At 62.5% G+C, this 15,159-nt stretch carries 15 protein-coding genes; 4 read left to right on the top strand and 11 right to left on the bottom strand.

Annotated elements, in window-relative coordinates; genetic code table 11:
- Window positions 1-5 precede the first annotated feature (5 nt).
- Both astC and OX462_RS01810 read right to left on the bottom strand, forming a co-directional pair.
- Window positions 6-1,247 carry an acetylornithine/succinylornithine family transaminase gene (gene astC, locus OX462_RS01815; RefSeq protein ID WP_070220673.1) on the bottom strand — a complete coding sequence of 414 codons (1,242 nt, stop codon included), beginning with the start codon at window positions 1,245-1,247 and terminating at the stop codon, window positions 6-8.
- Window positions 1,248-1,387: 140 nt separating this feature from the next.
- Entirely contained in the window at window positions 1,388-2,332 is a 945-nt protein-coding gene (locus OX462_RS01810) for a GlxA family transcriptional regulator (protein WP_070311521.1), read from the bottom strand.
- A 129-nt stretch (window positions 2,333-2,461) separates the two neighbouring features.
- Here OX462_RS01810 and OX462_RS01805 point away from each other — a divergent pair, with 129 nt between their 5' ends.
- The 3 genes from OX462_RS01805 (at window position 2,462) to OX462_RS01795 (ending at window position 4,362) form a co-directional block, all read left to right on the top strand.
- The gene (locus tag OX462_RS01805; RefSeq protein ID WP_070220677.1) at window positions 2,462-2,896 is read left to right on the top strand and encodes a MarR family winged helix-turn-helix transcriptional regulator; all 435 of its coding nucleotides are present in this window, start codon (window positions 2,462-2,464) and stop codon (window positions 2,894-2,896) included.
- 45 nt (window positions 2,897-2,941) lie between these two features.
- Window positions 2,942-3,226, top strand: coding sequence for a hypothetical protein (locus OX462_RS01800; protein WP_070220679.1), 285 nt, complete (start codon window positions 2,942-2,944; stop codon window positions 3,224-3,226).
- A gap of 287 nt (window positions 3,227-3,513) precedes the next feature.
- Window positions 3,514-4,362, top strand: coding sequence for an HDOD domain-containing protein (locus OX462_RS01795; protein ID WP_070220681.1), 849 nt, complete (start codon window positions 3,514-3,516; stop codon window positions 4,360-4,362).
- On the opposite strand, the gene OX462_RS01790 is transcribed toward OX462_RS01795, so the two are convergent.
- From OX462_RS01790 to queA, 9 genes are all read right to left on the bottom strand, one after another.
- Window positions 4,359-4,523 (bottom strand): hypothetical protein, encoded by a 165-nt coding sequence (locus OX462_RS01790; RefSeq protein WP_162995790.1) that lies wholly within the window; start codon window positions 4,521-4,523, stop codon window positions 4,359-4,361. The two genes, OX462_RS01795 and OX462_RS01790, sit on opposite strands and share 4 nt — an antisense overlap.
- Before the next feature lie 189 nt (window positions 4,524-4,712).
- Window positions 4,713-5,339, bottom strand: a complete 627-nt coding sequence (locus tag OX462_RS01785) for a glutathione S-transferase family protein (protein ID WP_121670643.1) — start codon at window positions 5,337-5,339, stop codon at window positions 4,713-4,715.
- Between the two features lie 74 nt (window positions 5,340-5,413).
- A complete protein-coding gene (locus OX462_RS01780) occupies window positions 5,414-6,124 on the bottom strand; it encodes a helix-turn-helix transcriptional regulator (RefSeq protein WP_230501671.1) in 711 nt (236 codons plus the stop codon).
- A complete protein-coding gene (locus OX462_RS01775; protein WP_409027638.1) occupies window positions 6,121-6,870 on the bottom strand; it encodes a hypothetical protein in 750 nt (249 codons plus the stop codon). Before OX462_RS01775 ends, OX462_RS01780 begins: the two co-directional genes overlap by 4 nt.
- Window positions 6,871-6,943: 73 nt before the next feature.
- Complete coding sequence (gene secF, locus OX462_RS01770) at window positions 6,944-7,966, bottom strand: protein translocase subunit SecF (RefSeq protein ID WP_070220687.1); 1,023 nt, start codon at window positions 7,964-7,966, stop codon at window positions 6,944-6,946.
- A gap of 90 nt (window positions 7,967-8,056) precedes the next feature.
- Window positions 8,057-9,922 (bottom strand): protein translocase subunit SecD, encoded by a 1,866-nt coding sequence (gene secD, locus OX462_RS01765; RefSeq protein ID WP_070220688.1) that lies wholly within the window; start codon window positions 9,920-9,922, stop codon window positions 8,057-8,059.
- 96 nt (window positions 9,923-10,018) lie between these two features.
- Window positions 10,019-10,351: a preprotein translocase subunit YajC gene (yajC, locus tag OX462_RS01760; RefSeq protein ID WP_046684538.1), complete on the bottom strand. Its 333-nt coding sequence runs from the start codon at window positions 10,349-10,351 to the stop codon at window positions 10,019-10,021.
- A gap of 196 nt (window positions 10,352-10,547) precedes the next feature.
- Window positions 10,548-11,687, bottom strand: coding sequence for a tRNA guanosine(34) transglycosylase Tgt (tgt, locus tag OX462_RS01755; protein ID WP_034745502.1), 1,140 nt, complete (start codon window positions 11,685-11,687; stop codon window positions 10,548-10,550).
- 2 nt (window positions 11,688-11,689) lie between these two features.
- Window positions 11,690-12,745 carry a tRNA preQ1(34) S-adenosylmethionine ribosyltransferase-isomerase QueA gene (gene queA / locus OX462_RS01750; protein WP_070220691.1) on the bottom strand — a complete coding sequence of 352 codons (1,056 nt, stop codon included), beginning with the start codon at window positions 12,743-12,745 and terminating at the stop codon, window positions 11,690-11,692.
- A gap of 177 nt (window positions 12,746-12,922) precedes the next feature.
- Between queA and recG the strand changes: the two genes are divergently transcribed.
- Entirely contained in the window at window positions 12,923-15,025 is a 2,103-nt protein-coding gene (gene recG / locus OX462_RS01745) for an ATP-dependent DNA helicase RecG (RefSeq protein ID WP_409027637.1), read from the top strand.
- Window positions 15,026-15,159 lie beyond the last annotated feature (134 nt).

Raw genomic sequence — 15,159 nt, 5'->3', positions numbered from 1 at the left:
TAGCCTCAGGCTTTCAGCATGCCGTCGATGGCGGCGCGCAGCAAGCGGCCCGCTTCGGCAATCTGCTCGTCCGAGACGATCAGGGCCGGTGCCAGGCGCACCACGTCCATGCCGGCGATCAGCACCATCAAGCCTTGCGCTTCGGCCGCTTTCTGGATGTCTTTCGCGCGGCCCTTGAAGGCATCGCTGACGACCAGGCCCAGCAGCAAGCCGCTGCCGCGCACGATGGAGAACACTTGCGGGTAATCCGTAATCAAGCCTTGCAGCATGGCGATGGTGTTGACGCTCGCTTCTTTCACGCGCGCCAGGAACGCTGGCGTGTTGATCGTGTCGAGCACGGTCAGTGCCACGGTGGCGGCCAGCGGATTGCCGCCGTAGGTGGTGCCGTGGGTGCCGACGGCCAGCGTTTGCGCCAGTTCATTCGTGGTCAGCATGGCGCCGATCGGATAGCCGTTGCCCAGCGCCTTGGCGGCCGTCAGAATATCCGGCGTGACGCCGTAGCCCATGTAGGCGAACAACGCGCCAGTGCGGCCCATGCCGCTCTGGACTTCGTCGAAAATCAAGAGGGCGCCGGTCTTGTCGCACAGGGCGCGCAGCTCCTTGAGGAATTCCGGATTGCCAGGCACCACGCCGCCTTCGCCTTGTACCGGCTCGACGATCACGGCGCACACGTCATCGCCGATGGCGGCGCGCGCCGCTTCGATGTCGTTGTAGGCGATGTGGTCGATCGACGGCGGCAGCGGCTCGAAGCCTTCCGTGTACTTGGCCTGGCCGCCGACGGACACCGTAAACAGGGTGCGGCCGTGGAAAGAGCTGAAGCACGAGATGATGCGCGACTTGTGCGCGCCGAACTTGGTGTGCGCGTACTTGCGCGCCAGTTTCAGGGCCGCTTCGTTGGCTTCCGCGCCCGAGTTACAGAAGAAGGCGCGGTCGGCGAAGGTCGCTTCCGTCAGGGCCAGCGCCAGGCGCAGCACAGGCTCGTTCGTATAGCCGTTGCCCAAATGCCACAAATTATTGATTTGCTTGGTCAGCACGTCGACCAGGGCCGGATGGCAGTGGCCCAGGCTGTTGACGGCGATGCCGGAGGTGAAATCGAGGTAATGCTTGCCTGACTGGTCCCACAGATCCAGTCCGGAACCGCGCACGGGCACCATGGCTGCAGGAGCGTAGGTAGGAACGAGGACCTGGTCAAAGGTTTCCCGGGTGACTGGACGAGCCGTTACGGTCGAATCAAGCTTGGCATTCATAGCATTTCCCCATCAATATGTTAGGTACTCCGCAGCTACGACAGCTACGTGTGTACTGCATTATAAAAAGCGGGATGCTAAAACTCTTTTGAATCTGCGACAAGGATTTTCACAATTCATCACAGCCGGGCTTGCCTTAATCAAACCGGGGGCATGAGCTTTCTTTGCCGCTCTTCGCGCGGTGTATTGCCAAACAGGGTGCCGAACGCCGTGGAAAAGTGCGAACCGGAGGAAAAGCCGCACATCAGGCCTACTTGCACGATGGAATAATGTGTATCAAGCAACAGTTGCCGTGAGCGCTGCAGGCGCAGTTCCAGGTAGTAGCGCGACGGCAGGCTGCCCAGGTATTGCTTGAACAGCCGCTCCAGCTGGCGCCGCGACAGGCCCACCAGGCTGGCGATGTCGTCCGTCGACAGCGGCTCCTCGATATTGGCTTCCATCAAGGTCACCGCTTCGGACAGTTTCGGCTGCAACACGCCGAAGCGCGCCTGCAGGGCAACGCGCTGGCGTTCTTCCTTGCCGCGCACCTTGTCCACGCACAAGGCTTCCTTGACGAGCGCCTGCACGTCGGCGCCAAAGATGGTTTCGATCAGGGTCAGCGAAAAGTCGATGCTGGCCGCGCCGCCGCAGCAGGTGAGGTGCGGGCCGTCGATGTCGAACAAATGCGGCGTCAGGATGGCCCGTTCCGCCTTCGCTTCCGCATCGGCATACAAGGCCCACGGCAAGGCGATGCGCACGCCATCCATGACGCCCGCGTCGGCCAGCCACAGCACGGCCGCCCCCACGCCGCCCCAGAACGGCGCCGAGCGGCAGCGCTCGATCACGGCCCGGCACAGCTCGTTGCGCAGCGGCGCCTGCGTTTCATCGGCCACCAGCAGCGCGATATGCCAGTGGCCGCCCTGCGCGGCCACCTGTTCCGGCGTGCGCACGTCCAGCTGGAACGCCTGCGGCCCCAGCGCCCGCGCGCACAGGCGCAGCGGCTGCACCAGGCCGGCCCAGGTGATCGACTCGGCATCGCCGGCATGCACCAGCAGCAAACGCAACGGTTTGTCGAGGCCGATACGGGAAAGATTAGCGAAGGACATCGGCGGGCGGGATCGGGGCAAGGGCTGAGTTGCCCACATGATACCGGACTTCCGCCCCATCGAGCCCCTCATGCAAGGGCGATCCTGGCGCGGCGGAAAAAAGCGGAGCGGAAGGATATAATCACTGCCATGGGTGAACGATATTTAAAAAGTATCCGGCTGCTGGCCGAATGCATGCAAGGCTTCGAGCGGTTTTCTAGCGACTTCGTGCGCCAGTACGGCTTGACGCATGCGCAATTCGACATCATTGCCACGCTCGGCAACACCTGCGGCATGTCCTATAAGGAACTGGGCCAGAAAACCCTGATTACCAAGGGGACTTTGACGGGCGTGGTGGACCGGCTGGAACAAAAGGGGCTGGTGATACGCGAACGTTGTCCACGCGACAAGCGTTCCTATTATGTGCGCCTGAGCTGCGAGGGCGAACAGGTGTTCCATGACGTGTTCCCCAAGCTGACCAAGCAGGGCCAACAGCTGTTCGACGGCTATACCGAAGACGATTTCATGCAGTTGGAAACTACCCTGGCGGGCTTGAAGCACGCCATCGCCAACGGCCACGGCTGACCATTCACCAAGCACAGACATTCAAACAAGACAAAGGAAACCAAGTTGAAAACCACACTGCTCGAAGGCAAAAAGCCCGCACATTTCGATAAACACATCATCGGCAACCTGCTGCTCAACGCCAGCACGCCGGAACTGGTGCGCCAGGAAAAACTGATCATCGGCGTGCGCAACGAAGACGGCGAAATCTACCGCCTGATCGGCGCCACCAAGCACAACAGCTTCATGAATGCCGTCGAAGAACTGTTCGACCTGGGCTTGACCGATGAACTGGAAGACAGCGACGAACTGGTGGAAGGCTGCGACGCGATCTTCAGCGAAGCTCTGTAGTAGCGCTGAACAGGACCTGCTGCGCGGTGCGCTTTGCGGCCTGCGATGCTCACCGGCTCGGCGCCCCCGTACTAAAGTACGGTTGCGCTTCTTAGCCACAAATCCCATCCGCTCGCAATGATCCTGTCCAGCGCTGTGACGATCGCTGTCGTTAAAAAAAGGCATGTCAACAATATAGGCATGCCTTTTTCCGTTTACGGGGCTTTGCTTGCCTTTTGCTAAGCTGTTTGCGAAAAGATCATGGTTAAAAAGTTCCGTACGGAAATATTGCGAGTATAATTTTTTCAATGAACAGACTCGACGCCTTTAAAAGCATCGCCGCACAAGCCGCTCGTGGCGAGCTGACCTTTCCTGCCAATGTGGACGCTTCGCTCAAGCTGCAAGAGGCGCTGTCCGATCCCGACTGCCATATCGAGGCCGCCGCCAAGCTGGTGCAGGCAGACCCGCTGCTGGCCGCGCGCACGGTGGCCATTGCCAATTCGGCGGCGTTCAACCGTTCCGGCAATGAAATCACCAGCGTGCGCAACGCCGTGCAGCGGCTCGGCGTGCGTACCTTGCAATCGGTGGTGGCATCGCTGATCGTGCGCCAGCTGGGCAGCACCATCACCGATCCCGCGCTGCAGGCGAAGGCCAACCAGCTATGGGAACATACGGCCCATGTGGCGGCCCTGTCGCAGGTGCTGGCCCGCCGCGTCACCAGGGTCGATCCCGATACGGCCCTGTTTGCCGGCATCATGCATGAAGTGGGCGGGTTTTATCTGCTGTCGCGCGCGGCCGAATTCCCCGGCATCCTCGATGGCGAACCCGAGGACTGGGTCGAACATGGCGAACAGGCCATCGGCCACGGCGTCCTGGCCAAACTGAAGGTGCCGGAAGCGGTGCGGGGCGCCATCGATGCGCTGTGGGAGGGCTTGCGCGCCATCCCGCCCGAATCATTGGGCGACACCCTGCTGCTGGCAAATGATCTGGCGCCCGTCTCGTCGCCCCTCAACGAAAGCCCGGCCGCCATTGCCGTACGGGCAGCGCGCGCCGCGCGCAGCATCGATTGCCTGATCGGCGACGATGCGACCTTGTCGAGCATCATGGAAGAATCGGACGATGAAGTGCAGTCGCTGCTGAAGGTGCTCGTGCACTAGCCTGCAGGCTTCTTGCCCGCTGGCGGCGGTGCCGCCGGCTTGACCGTCTCGACGATCAGCACATGCTTGTCCATGGGCTGCGTCCCCTGCTTCTGCTGGACGACCTGCGTGGCAACCGCCTTCGTACTCAACAGGGGTTTCGGATGGCGTGGCATGAACATGGCGTACCTGCTGGAAGTGGGATGTGTCCCATCTGTGCAGCGATTATCAATTTATCAAGCCGCTATTCAAAAAAAAAAACCCGCTCGAAAGCGGGTAAAGTCCAAAGCTAGGGATGTCCTGAAAGAGACAGCCCTATCTTATGCGGTATGCCGCGCCGGCTCCGTGCGTTGACACACTTAGCGCGCACATTATCCCGGCACCAGTTCCACCTCCGTTTCCTGCCAGGCGCGCAGCTGCCGCACGCGGGCGAACCACGCCTCGATATGCCGGTACTGCGCCAGCGGCAGCCGCACGGCCTCGCTGTACATCAGGGGCGCGGCCACGGCGAAATCGGCCAGGGTCACGTCGTCTCCGCTGAGCCAATTGCGCGCCGCCAGATGCGCGTCCAGCACGACGGCGCATTCATGCAGATCACGCTCGCCGCGCGCCTCTTCCAGCGGGTCCGCCGGACCATTGCCCGTCATGCCTTTCCAGGCGCGCTCCCAGGCCAGCACGCTGATGGCGGGCGCGAAGTGCTGCGCGGCCCAGAACAGCCAGCGGTTGACGTCGGCGCGCGCTTGCGGCGCCTGCGGATAAAGCGTCTGGCCCGGCACCTGCTCGGCCAGGTATTGCATGATGGCGCACGATTCCCACAGCAGGAAAGCGCCGTCGGCCAGCACGGGCACCTTGCCGTTGGGGTTCAGTTCGGCCAGGCGGCGGCGGTCGTCCGCATTCATCAGGTCGACTTCGGCCAGCTCCAGAGACAGGCCGAGGTGGATCGCCGTCATCAGGGCACGGCGGGCATTCGAGGACATGGGGTGGTGGTACAGGCGCATGATAAATGGCTCCGGTGAGTGAAGAAGCCACCATCGTAGAGCCGGGCACTGACAGTTTTTGTCAGGAGCGAATATCAGGATTCGGGATCGATATCGTGGGCCTTGCGCCAGGTGTCGAGCAAGGCGTGGCGGCGCGTGGGATAGCGCTCCTCATGCTGCTGCACGCTGGCGATGCGGTCGATGCGGAAATGCCGGTAATCGCCGCGCAGCTCGCACCAGGCGGCCAGCAGACGCTTGCCTTCGAAAAAGGCCAGGGCAAACGGCCACACCGTGCGCGAGGTGGCGCTGCCATACTCATCCTGATAGGCGAGCGTGAGTTTCTGTTCGTAGCGGATCGCCTCGCGCACCGGCTGCACATACCGGTCGGCCGGGTCGGCCGGCTGCGTGCCATCGGCGGGACGGCCCAGCGGCACCCACAGGCTGGTCTCGGCCATGCTGTCGCGCAAATCGCGCGGCGAGGCGGCCGCGATCTTCGCCAGGGCATTGCTGGCCGCCTGCGCCAGGCCCGCGTCGCCCTGCCGGCGCACCCAGCGCGCGCCCAGCACCAGCGCTTCCAGTTCATCGGGCCCGAACATCAGCGGCGGCAGGAAGGCGCCGCGGCGCAGCACATAGCCGATGCCAGCTTCGCCCTGCAGGGGCGCGCCCAGTTCGGCCAGGGTCTGGATATCGCGGTAGATCGTGCGCTCGGATACGCCCAGCTGCTGCGCCAGCTGGGCCGCCGTGACGGGCACGCGCCTGGCGCGCATGGCGTCCATCAGCAGGAACAAGCGGCCGCTGCGGCTCATGGACAGTCCTGCAAGGCCTGGTCGCCCATGACGAGGGCCGACAGGGCCGGCACGTACAGATAACCGTCGGGCGCCAGGCGAACCGCGCGCGGCCCCTCGTCCACGCCGGCGATGCCGTAGCAGCGCTGCAGGCGGGCGGCGGCCGGCCACCAGTGGACGGCGGCCTCCTGGTCGGGAAAGCGCCGGCGCACGCTCTCGGCCTGCGCCGCCACTTGCGGAAAATCGCGGTAAAAGGCGGGAGCAATGCCCAGTTCCGCGGCAAACGCCGCTTCCTGCGCCGCCGTGTCGGCCAATCGGGCCGCCAGTGCCGCCGTTTCGCGCTCCAGGTCCTCGGCCGCCACGCCAGCCTCGGCCAGGGTGCGGCGCAATTGCACCGGGCTCGCCTGCGCGCGCTGGAATGCCGATTCCTGCAGCGCCAGCACGGCATCGGCGGGAATGCGCTTGTGCCGCGCGGCCGGGAAGACATACAGGGCGCAGCTGCCCGCGCACACCGTGTCGATGGCGATATCGAGCCGTAGCTGGCGCACCAGGCGTCCCAGCAGCATGGCCGACCGCGGCTCGCCTGCGTCGCTATTGACGCGCAACAGCGTCGTCCCCGGCACGGCCAGCAGCCGCAGCTTGTCCACGTCGCCCTCGGCAATCGGGCCGCGCAGGGCGATGGCGCCGCTATCCGCGCGGCTCAATTGCGCGGCACTGGCCAAGGTGCCGATGCCTGCCATGATGCCCATCACTATCAAACGCTTCATTGTCATCCACCATAAAAAAAACGACCACCGCAAACGGTGATCGTTCCTCATTCGACCAGCAAAAAACCTGCGCTTACACCACGGCGCCGTCGGTTTCGTCTTTTTCCTTGATCGGCTTGATCAAGTCTTCGCGCTTGACGCCCAGCCACATGGCGATCGAGGCAGCGACGAACACGGACGAGTAAATACCGAAGCAGATACCGATGGTCAGCGCCAGGGCGAAGTGGTGCAGGGTCTGGCCGCCGAAGACCAGCATCGACAGCACCATCATCTGGGTCGAGCCGTGGGTGATGATGGTACGCGAAATGGTGCTGGTGATCGCGTTGTCGATCACTTCATGCACGGAAGCCTTGCGCTGCTTGCGGAAGTTTTCGCGGATACGGTCAAAGATCACCACCGATTCGTTGACGGAATAGCCGAGCACCGCCAGGATCGCCGCCAGCACCGTCAGCGAGAATTCCCATTCAAAGAAGGCGAAGAAACCCAGGATGATCACCACGTCATGCAAGTTGGCGATAATGGCCGAGACAGCGTATTTCCATTCGAAGCGGATGGCCAGGTAGATCATCACGCCGATAATCACCACCACCAGCGCGTTCAAGCCGTTCTGCGCCAGTTCCTCGCCCACTTGCGGGCCGACGAATTCAACCTTCTGCAGTACCACCGCTTCATTGCCGGCGGTGTCCATGCACGCGCTCTTGAGCACATGTTCGCCCTTGGCGGTGACGGTGTCGATGGCCTTGGTCGTGCCTTGCTCGGCCTTGCACAGCGATTCGAACACGCGCTGCGAGGTGTTCGCGGCGCTGACGCCATTTTCCACCGGCAGGCGGATCATCACGTCGCGCGCCGTATCGAAGCTGGTCACGCCCGGCTCTTCATAGCCCATGGCGATCAGGGTGCCGCGTATGCCTTCAAGATTGGCCGCCTTCGGGTATTTCACCTCCATCAGCGTGCCGCCCTTGAATTCGACGGACAGGTGCAAGCCCTTGTGCACCAGGAAGAAGACGGCGGCAAGGAAGGTCACGGCCGAAATCACGTTGAAAATCAACGCATGGCGCATGAAGGGAATATCTTTTTTGATCCGGAAAAATTCCATGAAATCCTCTGAGTTCTATTCTGTGCGTCCGGCGGCTGTGCCACCGGACGCGATCGCTGTTGTCGCTATTGGGTAAGGCTGGGCCGTCGCTTATTTGCTGGTGCCCGGCACCCACACCGTGCCGATCGACAAGGTCGTCAGCTTTTTCTTGCGGCCATACCAGAGGTTGACCACGCCGCGCGACACGAACACGGAGGAGAACATCGAGGTCAGGATGCCCAGGCAATGCACGACAGCGAAGCCGCGCACGGGACCGCTGCCGAAAGCCAGCAGTGCCAGGCCGACGATCAGGGTGGTCACGTTCGAGTCCAGAATCGTGGCCCAGGCACGGTCGAAGCCGGCGGCGATCGCCGCTTGCGGCGTATTGCCGGCACGCAGCTCTTCGCGGATACGTTCATTGATCAGCACGTTGGCGTCGATCGCCATGCCCAGCGCCAGCGCGATAGCGGCGATACCTGGCAGTGTCAAGGTCACCTGGATCATCGACAGCAAGCCGACCAGCAACAGCAGGTTGGTGGCCAGGGCCAGCACGCTGAAGGCGCCGAACAGCATGTAGTAGGCGATCATGAAGATGGCGATGGCGATGAAGCCGTACAAGGTCGAGTGGAAGCCCTTGGCGATGTTTTCCGCGCCCAGCTGCGGTCCGATCGTGCGTTCTTCGATGACGGTCATCGGTGCGGACAGGGCTCCCGAGCGCAGCAGCAGCGCCAGTTCATTCGCGTTTTCCGCGCCGCCCATGCCCGTGATCTGGAAGCGCGAACCGAGTTCCTGCTGGATGGTCGCCACCGACAGCACTTCCGGCTTGCCCTTTTCAAACAGCACGATGGCCATGCGCTTGCCCACGCGTTCGCGCGTCGCTTCGCGCATCTTGCGTCCGCCGTCGCCGTTCAGGTCGATCGACACGGCCGCTTGCTGGTTCTGGTCGAAGCTGGCCGTGGCGCTGGAGATATAGTCGCCCGTCAGGATCACGTCTTTCGCCAGCACGACAGGGACGCCCTTGCCGACGGTGAACAGTTCCGAGTTGAACGGGATGGCGCTCGACAGTTCGGTGCCAGGCACGATGGTTTCATCGACCAGGCGCACTTCCAGCGTCGCCGTGCGGCCGATGATGGCTTTCGCGCGGGCCACGTCCTGCACGCCAGGCAATTGCACCACGATGCGGTCGGGACCTTGCTGCTGGATCAGCGGCTCGGCCACGCCCAGCTCGTTGACGCGCTTGGACAGGGTGGAGATATTCTGTTTTACGCCTTCGTCGATGGTCGCTTTCAGGGCGGCCGGCTTCAGGGTGATGTTCAATTTCAAATCGCTGCCTTCGCCCGCATCGGCGAACGCCAGTTCCGACATCTGGTCGGACAGCACATTTTTTGCCTTCAAGCGCGTTTCCGCGTCGCGGAAGTTGATCTGCACGCTGTCGCCCACGCGCTCGATGCCCGCATGGCGGATATTTTTGTCGCGCAACACGCTACGCGCGGCGGACTGGACGCCCTGGACTTTCTTGTTCAATACTGCTTTTGCATCGACCTGCATCAGGAAGTGCACGCCGCCGCGCAAGTCCAGGCCCAGGAACATGGGCAAGGCATGCAATTTTTGCATCCACATCGGGGTATTGGCTTGCAGGTTGACCGTCACGATGTACGCGGGATCGCTGGCATCGGGATTCAGGTCCTTTTCCAGCACCAGTTTCGCCTTGAACTGGGTATCGGGATCGGCGAAACGCACGCGCACGGAGGCGAGGTTGCCGGCGCCATCCATGGTGACACCTTCCGACTTGACGTTCTCTTTCGTCAATATTTGCTCGACTTGCGTCATCAGCTCGCCCGTCACCTTGACGGTCGACTTGCCGCTGGTTACTTGCAGCGCCGGTGACTCACCGAAATAATTGGGTGCCGTATAAAGTGCGCCCAGCAATAAGGCGACGACGATGATGATGTATTTCCAGGCAGGATAGCGATTCATATTGATTCAGCGTTCAGTGTTGAGCGTCGGAGGCGTCGCGAGGGGCGGCCGATAGCCGCCCCGTTCAATCATTGCCGGGGCAATGACAGCGAGGAATTACAGCGCCTTCAGGGTGCCTTTAGGCAGCAAGGTGGTAATGGAGCTCTTTTGCACCGTGATTTCGGTGCCGGTCGCCACTTCGATGGTGACGTAAGCGTCCACTACCTTGACAACACGGCCCAGCATGCCGCCAGCGGTGACGACTTCGTCACCCTTGGCCAGCGCGTCCATCATCGCCCGTTGTTCTTTGGCGCGTTTTTGCTGTGGACGGATCATCAGGAAATACATGACCACGAACATCAATACCAGCGGCAGGAAGCTGGTCAGGTTGCCGCCGAGGCCCAGGGCTTCGGTTGGGGCTTGCGCATAAGCGTTGGAAATGAAAAACACGGTGACTCCAGTTCTAATCAGTTTGAAAAAATAGCGCTGTATTCTAGCATTGGCAATCCGCCAAGCCCCCAATTGCAGGCATGGCAGCTTCAAATGGGGCTAAAAAGGCATTATGCAATGCTTTCTCGCCCCCGTCCAAGCACCAATACACAAAACTTCCGGCCATGCTGCCGCCAGAGCGCAAGCTAAGGTTTTCTTAAGTTCCGCGTGCGCGTTCCGCATGGAATTGCAGCGTAAACGCGTGGAAACGGTCTTCGTCCAGCGCTTCGCGCATCTGGCGCATCAGGTCCAGGTAGTAATGCAGGTTGTGGATGGTATTGAGGCGCGCGCCGAGGATTTCCTTGGAGCGGTGCAGATGGTGCAGGTAGGCGCGCGAGAAGTTGCGGCAAGCGTAGCAGCTGCACGTTTCGTCCAGCGGCGCCTGGTCTTCCTTGTACTTGGCATTCTTGATCTTGATGTCGCCAAAACGGGTGAACAGCCAGCCATTGCGGGCGTTACGCGTCGGCATGACGCAGTCGAACATGTCGATGCCGTTCGACACGCCCGCCACCAGGTCTTCCGGCGTGCCCACGCCCATCAGGTAATGGGGCTTGTTGGCCGGCAGGCGCGGACCCACGTGGGCCAGCATGCGCATCATGTCTTCCTTCGGCTCGCCGACGGACAGGCCGCCGATGGCGATGCCGGGGAAGTCGATCTCTTCGAGCTTGGCCAGCGACTCGTCGCGCAGCATTTCGAACATGCCGCCCTGCACGATGCCGAACAGCGCATTCGGGTTTTCGCCGCGGTGGAACTCATCCTTCGAGCGCTGCGCCCAGCGCAAGGACATGCGCATGGACTTGGCCGCTTCCTCGATGGTGGCCGGGCGGCCCTGAATTTCGTACGGCGTGCATTCGTCGAACTGCATGACGATGTCGGAATTCAGGACGCGCTGCACCTGCATCGACACTTCCGGCGAGAGGAACAGCTTATCGCCGTTGATGGGCGAATTGAAATGCACGCCCTCTTCCGTGATCTTGCGCATGGCGCCCAGCGAAAACACCTGGAAGCCGCCCGAGTCCGTCAGGATGGGCTTGTTCCAGCCCATGAAACCGTGCAAGCCGCCGAATTTTTCCATGACGGTGTTTCCTGGACGCAACCACAGATGAAAAGTGTTGCCCAGGATAATCTGCGCGTCGATCTCGTTGAGTTCCAGCGGCGACATGGCTTTCACCGAGCCGTAAGTGCCCACTGGCATGAAGATCGGCGTCTGCACGACACCATGGTTGAGTTTCAAGGTGCCGCGGCGTGCCTTGGTCAGGCCGCTCGTGTCGGTCTTGAGTAATGTAAATTCCAGCATGGTCAGTCTTTCACGGGAGTATCAAGGTTCAGTGCGGCGCGCGATTGCGTGGTGAGCAGCATCGCATCGCCATAGCTGAAGAAACGGTAGTTCTGCGCGATCGCATGCGCGTAGGCGTTGCGGATCGGCTCATAGCCGGCAAAGGCCGACACCAGCATCAGCAGGGTCGACTTCGGCAAATGGAAGTTGGTGATCAGGCGCGTCACCGTTTTAAAGGCATAGCCGGGCGTGATGAACAGGGCCGTATCGGCGCTGCCCGCCACCAGCTGGCCGCTTTGCGAGGCCGATTCCAGCGCGCGCAGGCTGGTCGTGCCGACGGCGACCACGTCGCGCCCGGCCTGCTGTGCGGCGCGCACGGCGTCGACGGTTTCCTGCGGCATGGTGTACCACTCGGTATGCATCTTGTGTTCGGCCAGCACTTCCGTGCGCACGGGCTGGAAGGTGCCGGCGCCCACGTGCAGGGTCACATAGGCAAAGTTGACGCCCTTGGCCTTCAACTGGTCGAGCAGGGCCTGGTCGAAATGCAGGCCCGCCGTCGGCGCGGCGACAGCGCCCGGCACCTTGTTGAAGACCGTCTGGTAGCGCGTTTCGTCGAATTCGTCCGCATCGTGCTCGATGTAGGGCGGCAGCGGCAAACGGCCATGCGCCTCGATCAGTTCGAACACGTCGGCCTCGAAGTGCAAGGTAAAGAATTCGCCGGCGCGCTGGCCGACCGTCACGTCGAAGGCGTCGGCCAGGCGGATGCGGCAACCGGGCGGCGGCGACTTCGACGCGCGCACCTGGGCCAGCACGGTGCGGTCGTCGAGCACGCGCTCGACCAGCGCCTCGATCTTGCCGCCGCTTTCCTTGACGCCAAAAAAGCGCGCCTTGAGCACGCGCGTATCGTTCATTACCAGCAGGTCGCCCGCGGCTAGCTGTCCTACGATGTCGGCGAACTGGCGGTCGACCACGGTCTCGCCGTCCAGATGCAACAGGCGCGAGGCGCTGCGCTCGGCCAACGGAGTTTGCGCAATGTTTTCTTGCGGCAAATTAAAATCGAAATCGGAAAGCGAATACATGCGTTTTGCTTCAAAAGTACGTCAAAAATGATTAGGAGTGCGCAATGGAACATCTGGCACTATACTGTGCGCCTATACAGGCATTACAATAATCCGCCGCAACAACTACGACTGCGGTACGCACAGGGTGTGCCGGACAACCCTCTATTTTACGCTAGCGGCACCAAAACCTTGCATATGTCCGATCCCAAGCCCGATCTTCCGCCCTCAGCCAAGCCTGCCGCGAAGCAGAAAGCCGCCAAAAAAGTGGTCAGCACGGAAAGCCGGCTGGCCAAACTGGGCTTGCGCACGGATATGGACCTGGTGCTGCACCTGCCGATGCGCTACGAGGACGAAACCAAGGTCTACACGATACGCGACGCCTGCCTGCGCGGCGGCGAGTCGTGGCAAGTGGAAGGCATCGTCACCAAGTGCGAAGTCAATTTCAAGCCGCGCAAGCAGCTGCTGGTGACGATCGCCGACGAAACGGGCAATTTGCTGCTGCGCTTCATGAATTTCTACGGCAGCCAGGTCAAGCAGCTGGCCGAAGGCACGCGGGTGCGCGCGCGCGCCGAACTCAAACACGGCTTTTTCGGCGCCGAGATGGTGCACCCGACGTATAAGGTGGTCAACGAGGGCGCGCCCCTGCCCACGGCGCTCACGCCCGTGTATCCGTCCGGCGAAGGCCTGTCGCAGCACGTGCTGCGCCGCGAGATCGCCGACGCCATGCGCCGCATCGACTGGCAGGACACCTTACCGGACCAGTTGCTGCGCGAGATGCAGCTGTCGCCATTCCGCGCCGCCGTGCACCTGCTGCACTATCCGCCGCAGGACATCGATGAAAGCGCCTTGATGGACCGCTCGCACCCGGCCTGGGTGCGCATGAAGTTCGATGAACTGCTGGCGCAGCAACTGTCGCTCAAACGCGCCCAGCGCGCGCGCCGCTCGAAAGGCGCGGCGTCCCTGCCCATCGTCGGCCCCCTGTCGGAAGCCTTCGGCGCCGCCCTGCCCTTCAAGCTGACGGGCGCGCAGGCGCGCGTGCTCGAGGAAATCCGCGCCGACCTGCGCCAGCCCTATCCGATGCAGCGCTTGCTGCAGGGCGACGTCGGCAGCGGCAAGACGGTCGTGGCGGCCCTGTCCGCCACGCAGGCGATCGACAGCGGCTACCAGGCCGCGCTGATGGCGCCCACGGAGATTCTGGCCGAGCAGCACTTCCGCAAGATCGCCGCCTGGATGGAACCGCTGGGCGTGAAGGTGGCGTGGCTGACGGGCAGCCTGAAGAAAAAGGAAAAGACGGCGGCGCTGGCCCTGATCGAATCAGGCGAAGCGCAGCTGGTGATCGGCACGCATGCGCTGATCCAGGATAACGTGCTGTTTGCGAAACTGGGCCTGGTGATCGTCGACGAGCAGCACCGCTTCGGCGTGGGCCAGCGCCTGACCCTGCGCAACAAGGGCGACAGCGCGGCCGTGCCGCACCAGCTGATGATGTCGGCCACGCCCATCCCGCGCACCCTGGCCATGACGTATTACGCCGACCTGGAAGTGTCGGTGATCGACGAGCTGCCGCCCGGCCGCAGCCCCATCGTCACGCGCGCCATCGACCAGAACCGGCGCGACGAAGTCATCGCCCGCGTCTACGCGGCCGCGCTGGAAGGCCGGCAGGTGTACTGGGTCTGCCCGCTGATCGAGGAATCGGAAGCGCTGCAGCTGCAGACGGCCACCGACACCTACATGATGCTGGCCGAAGCCCTGCCCGCACTGCAGGTGGGCCTCGTGCACGGCCGCCTGAAACCGGCGGAAAAGCAGGAAGTGATGGACGCTTTCATCGCCGGCCATATCCACGTGCTGGTGGCCACCACCGTCATCGAGGTGGGCGTCGACGTGCCGAACGCTTCGCTGATGGTGATCGAGCACGCCGAGCGCTTCGGCCTGTCGCAGCTGCACCAGCTGCGCGGCCGCGTGGGCCGCGGCTCGGCAGCCAGCGTCTGCCTGCTGCTGTACCAGGGACCGCTGGGCGGCGTGGCGCGCCAGCGCTTGATGACCATGCGCGAGACGACGGACGGTTTTGAAATCGCCCGCCGCGACCTGGAAATCCGCGGTCCCGGGGAATTTCTCGGCGCGCGCCAGTCCGGCCAGGCCATGCTGCGCTTCGCCGACCTGGAAACGGACCAATGGCTGGTAGACCAGGCCCGCGACGTGGCGCACGACCTGCTGCACGCCACCACGGCGGCCGCCGCAGCCACCGTGGAAGCGCACCTGGCGCGCTGGCTGGGTGGCAAGGAAGAGTTTTTGAAGGTGTAATCCGGTATTGCTTTCAGGTGCTGTCGGATTACGCGCTGCGCGCTAATCCGACCTACGCAAAAAGACACCGCCATAGGTCGGGTAGGTCGGATTAGCGTAGCGTAATCCGACTTCTGACGTAATCCGACAACATT

The organism is Janthinobacterium aestuarii, from assembly GCF_046113285.1.
Lineage (GTDB): Bacteria > Pseudomonadota > Gammaproteobacteria > Burkholderiales > Burkholderiaceae_D > Janthinobacterium.
Note: the sequence above shows the minus strand (reverse complement) of the source record. Positions and strands in the feature narration are given on the sequence as shown.